Origin of the sequence: Vitreoscilla massiliensis (assembly GCF_001457815.1) — a bacterium.
In the GTDB taxonomy this organism is placed as follows: domain Bacteria; phylum Pseudomonadota; class Gammaproteobacteria; order Burkholderiales; family Neisseriaceae; genus Vitreoscilla; species Vitreoscilla massiliensis.
Genome location: NZ_LN898220.1, coordinates 312,734 through 325,171 on the forward strand (window position 1 = coordinate 312,734; position 12,438 = coordinate 325,171).

The following is a 12,438-nucleotide window of genomic DNA, read 5'->3' on the forward strand; positions in this document are numbered from 1 at the left end:
CTGTAAACATTTACAGGCCGCTTTTGTCTGTTTTTCAAGGGGGAAACGATGCACAAACAATATCTGTGGGTATTGCTGCTCTGCAGTGTCTGCGCCCATGCCGAGCCTAAACAAGCCAAGCCACCTCAAGCCTTAAGCAAGCAACAATTGGCGCGCATCGCCGCCATCCCCAAACCTGAATATCCGCAAGCGGCCATAGAGCGCGGTGAATCTGGTTCTGTCACTGTGCGCTGGAGCGTCGATGCCAACCAGCTGGTACGCACCCAAATCATTGCCAGCTCAGGCTACCGCAGTTTGGACAATGCGGCCATACGCTATGTCAGAAACTATGCCCATCGGTTTCCGCTGGCTGCAAACAAAGTCTATTCGCGCACTTTTGTCTTCAAACTCCCTGCCGCCAATTTACCCACAGCCCTGTTAGTGAACACCGACGCCTTGACTGCGCCGTATCCCAAAGCCGCCCAACGCCGACACCTGCGCGGCCAAGTCAGCATTGCGTGGCAAATCAACCGCTGGGGCCATGTCACCGACATCACCGTCTTGTCCAGCAGCCATGCGCTGTTCACACAAGCGGCCTTGGCACAAGCGCGCACCGCCAAATTCAAGGCCGCACACATCAATGGCGAACCTGTGGCTTCTTATTTGCAACACACTTACCAATTTGGCCCACCGCTGCCCAAGTCTTCTGGTGAATAAAACCCTACCGACAGTGGCGGCAAACAGACTCCATCCACAGGTTTTTTACGCTACGCAGGCAAACTGTTATCTTGGCAACTGCGCGGTCGTGATGCCAGCACCACACCACTTAAGCAATGCGCACATGCTGGACAGATTGAAACAGGCAAGGACCCGTTGTTTACAGGCCGTATAAATCTATCAAGGAGACACAGATGCAAGCCAGCTCTTACCTTTACCTCAGCTTGTTGGCGCTGTGTGTTCAGACCGCCGCCAACGCCGACATTTTATTGCAGCCGCGGCCGCAAGGCCTGCCGGAATACCCAGCCGAGGCGCGAGCACAAGGCAGCAGTGCGCGGGTGACCGCACGCTGGACAGTCGATGCCGACAGCAAAGCCATCGCCGTGACCATAGTGGAAAATACCGGTGCCGACGCTTTTGCAGACGCTGTGCGCGAGTATTTGGACAACAATGCCTTGCGCTATCCGCCGACCATTAAGAATGGCCTCACCATCAAGCCGCCTTATCAGCAGTCGTTTGTTTTCGGCGGTCCAGACGCGCAAGACCCCGACACCATCACCACCTTACCCAGCAGCAATATGGTCTATCCTCAAACCGCGTTGAAAAAAGGCTTACAAGGCGCGGTGACCTTGCGTTGGGAAGTACAGGCCGATGGCAAACCGATTAACATCAAGGTCAAACGCAGTTCCCAATATGTGCTGCTAGACCAAGCCGCCATCAAACACCTGCGCAGCCAGCGTTTTCAAGTACCGGCTTCGCGCCCTGATAACAAACCCGGTGCCTATGAGCAAACCTTTAGCTACAAAATTGCCCACCCCTAACCGCTAGTATGGAAGCGGCCTGTACACTTTTACAGGCCGCTGATGTACCTACACCACAAGACTTTATTATTGTCACTGCCGTACTAAGGCGTTACCACAGTCGCTCCACACCATGCATCTGTGGATGGTCTAAATCGGCAGAAACCATTATCATGCAAGCGGTCTGTGTCTTTACAGGCCGCTTATGGCTGCCATCAGCATATTTGTTGTGGCAGCACGTTGATGGCAACGCCATCTGCTGGCATCAGCCACACACCGCCCCTATCCGATATTCCCTAAGGCACTGCCCGATGATTGTGATGTTCAAGTCACTGTGTTTATTTTTGCGCTCATGCCGTGTGCGCTCGCTGCCATTGCCATTGTTATTGGCTTGCAGCGTGTTGCTCAGCGCCTGCGCGACCTTGCCCCCTGCCGAACCGGTCACCGAACCGGTGGTGCGCATCACCGAAACCAACAATGAATTGGCGCGGGTGGTGTCGGCCTTGCGCGCCAATCGCGACAACCTCACCGGCATTTACCCGCTGTCCGACAGCCACGATTCGTTTGCCGCCCGCGCCAGCTTGATACAGGCCGCCGAACACACCCTGGATTTGCAATACTATATTTGGCACAACGATGCGTCGGGGCAATTGTTGGCGCATGGCTTGATGCAAGCGGCCGACCGCGGTGTGAAAGTGCGTTTGCTGCTCGATGACAACAATACCAACGGCTTGGACGCGCTGATGCTGCGCTTGGATGCCCATCCCAATATCCAAGTGCGTTTGTTCAATCCGTTTGTGAACCGCAAATTTCGCTTCCTCGGCTATTTGACCGAGTTCAATCGCCTCAACCACCGCATGCACAACAAGGCATTCATCGTCGACCAACAGGCGGCGATTTTGGGCGGACGCAACATCGGCGATGAGTATTTCGGCAATGGCGATGGCGTGATGTTCATGGATTTGGATGTGTTGGCCGTGGGCAAAGTCACCGAAGACGTGTCAGCCGATTTTGAACGCTATTGGCGCAGCCCATCCAGCTATGCGCTGGCGCAAATTGTGGGCAAGAAAAAAGTTCACGACCCCAAAGACAAGCTCAAACCAGAAGAACGGGCCAAGCGCCAGCAAGACCGCCAAACTTATTTGCAAAAAATCAAAGAGTCGGATTTTGCCAATGAATTGCAGCAACAGCGCTTGCCACTGATGTGGTCGCAAGCCAAATTGGTGTCCGACGACCCTGCCAAAGCCTTGGGCAAACGCGGCGATGTCGACCGGCACATCGTCGATGAGTTGTCGCAAGAATTGGGCGAACCCAAACAAAGCTTTCTGATTGTGTCGCCGTATTTTGTACCGACCAAAACCGGTACGCACGAATTAATTCAGCTCGCCAACAGCGGCATAGACATCACCATCTTAACCAATTCGCTCGCCGCCACCGATGTCGCGCCAGTGCATTCTGGCTATGCCAAATACCGCAAACCTTTGCTGCGCGCGGGCATCAATTTGTACGAGCTCAAACCGACGGTGAACAAACCGGTCATCTTCAAAGACCGTGGCTTAACCGGTAGCTCAGGCTCGAGTTTGCATGCCAAAACCATCGCCGTGGACAACGACATCTTGTTCATAGGCTCGTTCAATATGGACCCGCGTTCGGCCAATTTGAACACCGAAAACGGCGTCGTCATCCACAATGCCGAATTGACGCGCCATTTCAAACAAACCTTGCTCAGCAACGTGCCGATCAATGCGTATGAGGTGCAATTGGACGACCAACAACGCTTGGTGTGGTTGGAGCACAGCGACAGCGGTGTGACGGTGTATCACCATGAACCAAAAACCAGTTGGCTCAAACGCGCAGTGGTGAAATTCTTATCGTGGTTACCGTTGGAACCCATGTTATAAGTCTATAAGTCATCTTTAAACACCTGCTGCAATAGAATAAGCGGCCTGTAAATCATGTTTACAGGCCGCTTTTATCATCATGGCGTGCTTATTGTGCCAAACGCCTTAATTCTTGCATATTGGCATCGTCATAACCTTGCAATTGTTGCAACAAGGTATTGATGTTGGTGGCCGAAACCGATTGACCATCGCTGCTCCAACCCTCGGCATTGACCAATACCCCATCAACATATTCTAAATTCGCCGCCAGCTTGCCATCGGGGTGGTAAAACTGCGAACGGCCATTGAGTTTGCCATTTTCAAATTGGTTGGTTTGAAACACCGTGCCGCTGGGGTAATAAGCAGTGCTGGTGCTGACCAACAAGCCTTTTTCATACACACTGTGTTCCAGTTTGGCACCATTGGCATAATACAAAAACAGCTCGCCTTGGGTGTATTGGTTGGTAAAGGCTTTCAGGCCGCTTTCATTACTGATGATGAAAGGGTCGCTTTGTTTGACATCGTTGCGGCTGTAGAAGTCTTGCACCACAAAACCACCATCGGCGGTTTTGCCCAATAATTTGCGGTAAAAACCAGTGGCCACTTTGTTGGCAGCCAGTGCGCCTTCAACATTGAAATGCGCCACCACTTCTTCTTTTTTCTCAGTGATTTGTTTGTACGCATCGTTGCGCAAACCACCGCCACTGGTACCACACGCTGCCAAGCCCAAGGCCACACACGCAGCCACCATCCACATTTTCATGTTCAATCCTCGTACACATTTTGCCAGCACGGCGTGTTATCACCCGCGCTATTAAGGCTCACATCATACCATTGGCCGGCGTAAGCTGTGGTAAATGCTGGCACAGCCATGTCGCCACTTCGGGCAAGGTATCGCAGCCGTCTTGGCTCATAAAATGCCCGCGCTGGTTTAAGCGCAATAAAGGCGCTTGCAAGGCCATACTGAGCCGTGCTGTCGCCGCTGCGGGAACCACTGCATCGTCTTCGGACAACACCACCAAACGCTGTGGCGCCAATGTTTGTAAATGTGACCAATTCAATGGTGCTTGGCTAAAATCATTCAATTCCGGCAAGCCCGCCAAAGCCTCGGCAAAACCCGCGACCAAAACCAAGCCACCCAATGCAGGCGTTGCTGCCACACGGTTTAAATACTGCAAAGTGGTGATGCAGCCCAAGCTGTGCGCCACGATAAACGTGTGTTCATCCACAGCGCCTATGGCGGCGCGCAGCGCGTCTAACCACGCATCCAGTTGCGGGTGGTGGGAATCGGGCAATTCGACAATTTGGGTTTGTGCTGCTGGAAATTGGCGACTCAGCCAAGCAAACCAATGGCTGCTGACCTGAGCTTGATAACCGTGTACCACAAACAGTCTGGTTTTCATGATCTCTGAACTCGCAAGCGATGTAAACGAGGCCATCTTAACAGCTAACTCGCTCGCGATTTGTATTGATTGATGCTTATTAAAGCATGGAAAATTCTATGCAAACTACCACAACAACAAGATGATGAGCAAAGGCACTGACAAAGCCAAACACAACACCAATTGTCGCATCGAGCTTTTGCCATGATCATCTCCACTGGCTTGGCTTTCAAATTGGTCATCCCATTGGCGTTTGCTGAGCGTATCGTAAATACTCAGCCCCACCAATAAACCTGCCATGAGCAAAATAAAAACCAAGAACAAATTGCTTAACATCTTACCTGTCCTTATCTCAAAATTGCAGCATTCCCATATTCAGAAGCTGTTTTGCTGTTGATTCTTATTTTATTTGTATCAATGGATGTCTGTGTTCATTCACATGACTGCAATAAACATGCCATAAGCCCTGAATATCGCTGTTGCACGCAGCAGTTTTGCAATTTCTTGACAAAAACTGCATTAAATCTTCATATAAAGCCATGACTTAACATCAAACTGCTGTTTTCAAGTACCACAACCACAAAAAAGCCGCAGTCCTAACAGACTGCGGCACTTGTGATTTTGATTCCGTTTAGCGTTTGATTAAGCCTTGTTGCTGCGCAAACGGCAACATGTGCGGACGCACTGGTTTGCACAGGGTTTTGCGTATCGCATCTTCCCAAGTCGCTACCGCACTGCCACGCTCGGCATAATAAGCCTTCACCTGTTCCTCATACGCAGCCACCGCTTGCGCGTCTTGAGTTTGGTAAGTGTTTTCACTGACAAACAACGGCGCAGGCAATTTTGGTTTCACCACTGGATTTTGCGCAGGATGGCCCAAACACATGCCAAACACCGGCAAGGTTTCGGCGGGCAAATCCAAAATGGCCGCAGCGGCCGCCACATCGTTGCGCAAAGCCCCGATGTAACACCCACCCAAACCCAAAGATTCTGCCGCCAACAACACGTTTTGCGCCATGATGCCTGCATCTATCGAACCCATGATGCTGGCTTCCAACCAATCGGCCTGTATGTCGTTTACCAAGGCGCGATGGCGGGCAAAATCAATGACGAACACCCAAAACTCAGGCGCGCTTTCCACATACACTTGGCCGGCGCAGATTTGGCGCAATTGTTGGCGCTTTTCCACATCGGTGACGCGGATGATGTGGGTGGATTGTAAAAAATTCGAGGTCGCGCCAGAAGCGGCTGCGGCATACAAGGCCGCACGCATCTCGTCCGATACTGCTTCGGTTGTGAATTCGCGTATCGAGCGGTGTTGCAATTGGGTGGCCAAGGTTGGCTCGCTGTGTAAGGCCATTTTATGCTCCTGCTTTCTTGCCCAAAGACAAGGCCAATGCCGTTTGCGCCAAGCGTTGGCCTTGCGCGAATGCAATGCGTTTTTCGGCTGGGCTCAATTGGTTTTTGCCATCGTTGCCCGACACGTGTGAGGCGCCATACGGTGTGCCACCGCTTTGGGTGGTGCCCACATCGGCCTCGCTGTAAGGCACGCCCAAGACCATCATGCCTTGGTGCAACAACGGCACCATCATCGTTAACAAGGTCGATTCTTGGCCACCGTGCATGCTGTTGCTGCTGGTGAACACACTGGCAGGTTTGCCGATTAAATCACCCGACAACCACACGCCGCTGGTGCCATCCAAGAAATACTTCATCGCCGCGGCCATATTGCCAAAACGGGTTGGGCTGCCCATCGCCAATGCCGCACATTCACGCAAATCCGCTGTGCTCACATACGGCGCACCGCTGTCAGGAATGCTGTCTGCCACTTGTTCACACACGGTCGAAACCTTGGGCACGGTGCGAAGTACTGCTTCACAACCGGCGACACTGTCTGCACCTTTGGCAATTTCACGCGCCAAATTCAACACACTGCCATTCTGGCTGTAATACAAAACCAATATTTTCAACATCATTAACCTTCTTACGATTTCAATTCAGGGCAAATAATACGCTACAATGAGCCGCTATGTGCATTTACAGGACGCCTTATGAACACAGCTTGGCTGAATGCCATCTACATGCGCTTACAGCAACAACGCCTTTGGCAATTTTGCGTCTTCTTCATCAAGCGCTGTTTGGATGTGCGCCTGTTCCAAGTGTCGTCCAGCCTCACCTTCACCACCTTATTGGCCTTGGTGCCTTTTTTTACCATCGCCTTGACCGTGGTTTCGGCGTTTCCGATGTTTGAAGACATCACGCGCCAATTCCAACAATTCATCACCAACAATCTGGTGCCACAAGCCAGTTACAAAGTCATCAACGATTATGTGGTCGGCTTTTTGGAAAACGCTTCCAAACTCACCACCATAGGCTTAATCATGTTAATCGTGTCGTCGGTGTTATTGATTAACACCATCGAAACCACGTTTAACCAAATCTGGGGCGCCAACAAGCCCAGACCGTTGTTAACGCGCTTATTGGTGTATTGGGCCTTATTGACTTTGGGGCCGCTGATTTTGGGGCTGACCATCTCACAAATCGGCTGGTTTATGCGCCAATCGGTGTTCGCGTTTCAATACCCGAATACCGCATGGATTTTGCACTTTTTGATTTCAACCTTGGTCAATACCGCCTTATTGTGGCTGATGTACCGCGTGGTACCGGCGCGCTATGTGCCGTCGCAACACGCGCTGTTGGGCGCTTTGTGGAGCGCGATTATTTTGGAATTGGCCAAGCGCATCTTCAGCTATTACTTCAGCCATTTTGGCAGTTATGAGGTGATTTATGGCGCGTTTGCCGCCATACCGCTGTTTTTGCTGTGGATCAATGTGTTGTGGGCCATCTTGCTCTCAGGTGCGGTATTGACCAATGCCTTGTCGTATTGGCAAGGCGATGCGTTTCAACGCCATGCCGGCCAACATGGCCGTTTTGACGATGTGTTGAAAATCCTGATTTTGCTGGCACAGTCGCAATGTCAAGGCAAAAGCCTGCCCACGCGCGCGTTTCGCAGCCACATCAATATGGGTTACGACGAACTCGGCGATTTACTGGAGCAATTGCAACACTACCACTTTGTCACCCGCGACAACGATGGCTGGCTGCTGAAAACCAACCCATATGAAATCAATTTGCGCGATGTGTTTGAAATTTTCGTCTACCGCCCCAAGGCCAAACAAGACGACCGCATTGGCTTGATGGTGCAAAACTTCATGCAACCGAGTTTATCGACTTTGTCGATGACCTTGGCCGACTTTGTGCAGCAATCGAGTCAAACGCCACAAGATTGAATGCAATCTAAGATGCGGCCTGTAACAACTTACAGGCCGCATAATCTGTGCTCTGGCACCTTATACCTTCTTGCTAACTCAGCAAAAATTCAGCTCACACCTTACATCGTTGCTCTATCATCTGTGCGATAGTGACTGAATAAAACGTTTGCAAAAGCGGTCTGTAAAACATATTTAAGGTTTACAGGCCGCCTCATTCATCTGCATGCAATAGCATCTCAATATGACTGCATTGCAAGACTCACATCACATGTTTGGTCTCTAATGCCATGACACTAATAAACCCCATACAAAAGCGGCCTGTAAATGCTTACAGGCCGCTTCATTACCGCTTCAAACCCTTATTGTTTGATAGGGTTTACTTTGATTTCCACACGGCGGTTTTGTGCCTTGCCTTCAGTGGTGGTGTTGCTGGCAATCGGTTGACGTGAACCCATGCCAGTTGCAGTAATGCGGTTAGACGCCACACCACGGTTGCTCAAGAAGTTGGCCACGGCAGCCGCACGGTTGCGTGACAAAGGCTCGTTAATCGCGTCAGAACCGGTGCTGTCAGTGTGACCCACTACTTGAATGGTAGTGTCGGTGTATTTGGCCAACACATCGGCAACAGAGGCCAAAGTGGTGGTAGACGAGCTGTTCAAAGCGGCGCTGCCAGTGGCAAAAGTGATGCTTTCAGGCATTACCAAGCGGATTTCATCGCCCACGCGGTCAACTTGTACTTGGGTATTGGCCAAGCTTTGACGCAATTGGCGCTCTTGGTAGTCCATGTAAGCACCCACACCGGCACCTACCGCACCACAAGCCAAGGCTGAGTTACGCGCGCCTTTGCTGCCGTGAGTCAAAGCGCCAACGATACCGCAAGTGGCTGCGCCGCCCAAAGCACCGATGACGGTGTTGTTGCGATCACGTTGACCCGTTACAGGATCCACCGCACAAGCGGTCAAAGCCAAAGTTGAACACACTGCGATAACGCTGAAGGTTTTCGACATTTTCATTTTTAGATTCCTCGATGGTTATGTAAAATACATATTCACAACGTAATGGTGACACTGTTACACAATTTGCTCAATACCGCGTTAAGATGATGCCATATCCAAAAAGTTTCGCCAGCCCAAAATCACCCATGCGCATTAACATTCTTTAGCGCCATTTTGCATAAATCGAAATTATCGGTATAATGCGCTTGCTTTCGGAGAGGTGGATGAGTGGTTGAAGTCGCACGCCTGGAAAGCGTGTATACGTTTATAGCGTATCGAGGGTTCGAATCCCTTCCTCTCCGCCAATATTCAAATTAGCACCCATCATCGGGTGCTTTTTTATTTGCCTAAAATCTAGCAAATACAATACTTTCACGAAAATCTATCATCATTTACTATCACAATGAATCACAAATAATCACTATTCAGCATATTTTTTATGGGTTACGCTACGGGTTACCAATCCCATAAACCCAAAAAACAGTAACCCAAAATGGCGTTTAAACCGCTTTTCATGCTGGAGTAACCCAAATATGCCAAAGATAGCCAAGAGGCTTACTGATGCGGCAGTTAAAGCCGCAAAGCCCAAAGACAAGACGTACAAATTAACTGGCGGAAAAGGATTGTATTTATTTGTAAAACCAAATGGCGGCAAACTGTGGGCATTCAGATACATAGATAAAGCACTAAACAAAGACTGCACTGTATACCTTGGCAGTTACCCTAATTTCTCACTGGCCGAAGCGACCGAATGGGCTGATACCTTAAAGCAGCGTGTAGTGCGTGGCTTGCCTGTGATTGAAGAAAAGCCCGACACAAGCAAATACATTTTCGATTCAGTCTATGCCGCGTGGTTTGAAAGATGGCAGCCAACTGTAAGCATGGGTTATGCGGCTCAGGTCAAACGCGCCATTGATAAGGATGTGTTGCCTATACTGACTGGTAAAGATGTGCGAGAGATTAAGCCCGTCCATATTGTTGATGCTTTACGGCCATTTGAACAGCGTAATGCTTTGGAATATCTCAGACGCACCAAGACCGCGTTAAATCTCTTGTTTGGCTATGCTGTGAGCAGTGGCCTATCAGACACTAACCCCGTGGCAAGCGTACAAAATAACGCATTCAGAAAAGCCATCAAGGGCAATTTTGATGCTTTGCCCGAGGCTGATTTACCTATTTTGATGGCATGGTTTTCAGCATCAACGACCATAACCAAACTGGCGATTAAATGGCAGCTTATGACCATGACCCGACCTAACGAAACAGTGGGCGCAACCTTTAACGAAATCGACTTAGATAAAAAGCTGTGGGTGATTCCTGCTGAACGCATGAAGCGCAACCGCGAACATGTTGTGCCACTGACTGCTGAACTCATGGAGCTACTGGACACAATCAGGTATATCAATCAAGGCGGCACTTACCTGTTTGAAAGCTTGGACGGCAAAGGCCACTTGCACCGTGAAAGCCCACGGCTTGCATTGCGTAAAGCCAAATTCAACACCACCGCCCACGGCCTGCGCTCAACAGCATCAACCATACTAAATGAATCAAGGAAGTTTCGAGAAGATGTAATTGAGGCTCAGCTAAGCCACTCAGATAAGGACAAGGTACGCAGCGCATACAATCGCACTGATTACCTTGAGGAACGCAGGGAAATGCTGCAATGGTGGCATGATTTTTTAGCACAGCAAGAGGCCAAAGAATGAAAGAAGCCGCCAACATGGGCGGCTTTTTTAGAATGGAATATCATCATCCAAATCACCAAGTGCTGGTGGCTTTATCCTTGCAGGAGGCATGGAGTAGTTTTTCTCCAATGTATCTAATTCAGTTATTGCATCCTTTGACTGCTCAGCCGCTGATACAAGCAAATCCCAATGTTTAATGATATTTTTAAAATTCACATCATCTAGATCGAAAAATAAATCTCTATCGGGATAATATGAAAAACAGTATGGATAAGATGTAATAATTTTCCAAATTTTTTGCTCTTCAAATGTCAATAAATCAGGCAAGACAATTGCCAATCTAATAAATCTTTCTATTTCATTGACATCCCATAAAGCATTACTGACCTCAGACAGCTTTACAAATCTATTAACCCTATCCTTTACCTCCACATCATTTAGTATATTTTCAACTGCCCATTCCACAAAAGCTGACAAGCTTCTCTTCTGAGATTTGGCTGCAATTTCAGCAAGATACCTTAGCTTTGGCTCAAACCTTACAGTTAAGTTATCCGTCTTTTTCCCTCCCGTATGCTTAATTGCCATATAGCCTCCTTGAGTGTTTTTTAACTCTTTTTATTATCAACCACCATCACATATTGTTCAATGCAATTTTTTATGTATAATGAAAACAAATGCAAGATTAAAACTTGCATTGGCTTAATTAAATTTCAATGACTCTTGGAGATTTTAGTGATAACCAGCCCTCTTTTGAAAGCAACTGACTTAATGGCTCGATTCGACTACAAGTCTATGAACCCGTTTTACAACTACATGAAAAACGAGGGATTCCCCTTGCCTATCAAAGTAGGCCGTCGCAATTTTTGGAAACAAGAGGAAGTAGAAGCGTGGATTAATTCCCGCGAACAGCGTTTAGACGCACCAACGCGCAACACGAAATCAACCAACTAAACCATAGGTGACCACATGAGTGACTTAATGACTTTGGACATAGTGTCCATAGCAGGACAGGCACAACAAGCAGTTAATGCTCGTTTGTTGCATGAGTTCCTGGAAGTGGGGCGAGATTTTTCAAACTGGTTTAAGGGGCGAGTTGCCGAGTACGAATTTATTGAAAATCAAGACTTCGTGACCTTTTCACCAAGTTTGGCGAAAACCCCAAATGGTGGCCGTCCGCGTATCGAATACCACATCTCGCTCGACATGGCGAAAGAGCTTTCGATGGTTGAACGCAATGAAAAAGGTAAACAGGCTAGACAGTATTTCCTTGCTTGTGAGCGCAAAGCCAAACAAGTGATGCCTGCCCTGCCTAAAACATTCTCCGAGGCATTGAGACTGGCAGCAGACTTACAAGACCAATTGGCAATTGCAGCACCCAAAGCAGCCGCCTTAGATTTACTGTCAGACCGTACCGACACCATCAACTTTAGATTGGCTGCCAAGCACTTAAAAGTGAGAGAGCCAGTTTTAAAAAGCAAATTGGTACAGCTTGGATGGGTGATTAAAAACAGTAATCCGATGACGATAACAGCCAAAGCAAGTGATGGCGGTTACATGATTCAAAACACTGGCATAGCACCTAATGGGCATCAATATTCACAAGCATTAATAACCAGTAAGGGATTGGCAAAATTAGCAGAGCATTTCAGCCGCTCCCAAAATGAAAATGGCGTTCGCTTCTCCACCGACCAAAGTATCGAAGCAAACACCATACGTCTACCTAAGTGA

General features: G+C 49.0%; 14 protein-coding genes and 1 tRNA gene. 8 read left to right on the forward strand and 7 right to left on the reverse strand.

Annotated features, from left to right (window positions below; genetic code table 11):
* Positions 1 to 48 precede the first annotated feature (48 nt).
* The 3 genes from BN3003_RS10250 (at position 49) to BN3003_RS10260 (ending at position 3,397) form a co-directional block, all read left to right on the forward strand.
* Positions 49 to 696 (forward strand): energy transducer TonB, encoded by a 648-nt coding sequence (locus tag BN3003_RS10250; protein WP_058356558.1) that lies wholly within the window; start codon positions 49 to 51, stop codon positions 694 to 696.
* Between the two features lie 194 nt (positions 697 to 890).
* Complete coding sequence (locus BN3003_RS10255; protein WP_058356559.1) at positions 891 to 1,517, forward strand: energy transducer TonB; 627 nt, start codon at positions 891 to 893, stop codon at positions 1,515 to 1,517.
* Between the two features lie 290 nt (positions 1,518 to 1,807).
* Positions 1,808 to 3,397, forward strand: a complete 1,590-nt coding sequence (locus tag BN3003_RS10260; protein ID WP_082625633.1) for a phospholipase D family protein — start codon at positions 1,808 to 1,810, stop codon at positions 3,395 to 3,397.
* A gap of 88 nt (positions 3,398 to 3,485) precedes the next feature.
* Here the strand turns inward: BN3003_RS10260 and BN3003_RS10265 are convergent, their stop codons facing one another.
* The 5 genes from BN3003_RS10265 to wrbA all read right to left on the reverse strand — a co-directional run bounded on the left by BN3003_RS10265 (position 3,486) and on the right by wrbA (position 6,731).
* The gene (locus BN3003_RS10265) at positions 3,486 to 4,139 is read right to left on the reverse strand and encodes a toxin-antitoxin system YwqK family antitoxin (RefSeq protein WP_058356560.1); all 654 of its coding nucleotides are present in this window, start codon (positions 4,137 to 4,139) and stop codon (positions 3,486 to 3,488) included.
* Positions 4,140 to 4,197: 58 nt separating this feature from the next.
* Positions 4,198 to 4,779, reverse strand: coding sequence for an RBBP9/YdeN family alpha/beta hydrolase (locus BN3003_RS10270; protein ID WP_058356561.1), 582 nt, complete (start codon positions 4,777 to 4,779; stop codon positions 4,198 to 4,200).
* Positions 4,780 to 4,884: 105 nt separating this feature from the next.
* A complete protein-coding gene (locus BN3003_RS10275) occupies positions 4,885 to 5,094 on the reverse strand; it encodes a hypothetical protein (protein ID WP_058356562.1) in 210 nt (69 codons plus the stop codon).
* Between the two features lie 295 nt (positions 5,095 to 5,389).
* Positions 5,390 to 6,118, reverse strand: coding sequence for an oxygen-insensitive NADPH nitroreductase (nfsA, locus tag BN3003_RS10280; protein WP_058356563.1), 729 nt, complete (start codon positions 6,116 to 6,118; stop codon positions 5,390 to 5,392).
* 1 nt (position 6,119) lies between these two features.
* Complete coding sequence (wrbA, locus tag BN3003_RS10285) at positions 6,120 to 6,731, reverse strand: NAD(P)H:quinone oxidoreductase (RefSeq protein ID WP_058356798.1); 612 nt, start codon at positions 6,729 to 6,731, stop codon at positions 6,120 to 6,122.
* A 78-nt stretch (positions 6,732 to 6,809) separates the two neighbouring features.
* Here wrbA and BN3003_RS10290 point away from each other — a divergent pair, with 78 nt between their 5' ends.
* The gene (locus BN3003_RS10290; protein WP_058356564.1) at positions 6,810 to 8,048 is read left to right on the forward strand and encodes a YihY family inner membrane protein; all 1,239 of its coding nucleotides are present in this window, start codon (positions 6,810 to 6,812) and stop codon (positions 8,046 to 8,048) included.
* A gap of 341 nt (positions 8,049 to 8,389) precedes the next feature.
* On the opposite strand, the gene BN3003_RS10295 is transcribed toward BN3003_RS10290, so the two are convergent.
* A complete protein-coding gene (locus BN3003_RS10295) occupies positions 8,390 to 9,043 on the reverse strand; it encodes a YiaD family glycine zipper/OmpA-like lipoprotein (RefSeq protein ID WP_058356565.1) in 654 nt (217 codons plus the stop codon).
* Between the two features lie 196 nt (positions 9,044 to 9,239).
* Between BN3003_RS10295 and BN3003_RS10300 the strand changes: the two genes are divergently transcribed.
* Positions 9,240 to 9,330 (forward strand) — tRNA-Ser (locus BN3003_RS10300).
* 228 nt (positions 9,331 to 9,558) lie between these two features.
* A complete protein-coding gene (locus tag BN3003_RS10305) occupies positions 9,559 to 10,731 on the forward strand; it encodes a tyrosine-type recombinase/integrase (protein ID WP_058356566.1) in 1,173 nt (390 codons plus the stop codon).
* Positions 10,732 to 10,758: 27 nt separating this feature from the next.
* Here the strand turns inward: BN3003_RS10305 and BN3003_RS10310 are convergent, their stop codons facing one another.
* Entirely contained in the window at positions 10,759 to 11,295 is a 537-nt protein-coding gene (locus BN3003_RS10310) for a YlcI/YnfO family protein (protein ID WP_058356567.1), read from the reverse strand.
* A 183-nt stretch (positions 11,296 to 11,478) separates the two neighbouring features.
* On the opposite strand from BN3003_RS10310, the gene BN3003_RS10315 reads away from it, so the two are divergent.
* Both BN3003_RS10315 and BN3003_RS10320 read left to right on the forward strand, forming a co-directional pair.
* Positions 11,479 to 11,661: a helix-turn-helix transcriptional regulator gene (locus tag BN3003_RS10315; protein ID WP_058356568.1), complete on the forward strand. Its 183-nt coding sequence runs from the start codon at positions 11,479 to 11,481 to the stop codon at positions 11,659 to 11,661.
* 15 nt (positions 11,662 to 11,676) lie between these two features.
* A complete protein-coding gene (locus tag BN3003_RS10320) occupies positions 11,677 to 12,438 on the forward strand; it encodes an antA/AntB antirepressor family protein (protein WP_082625635.1) in 762 nt (253 codons plus the stop codon).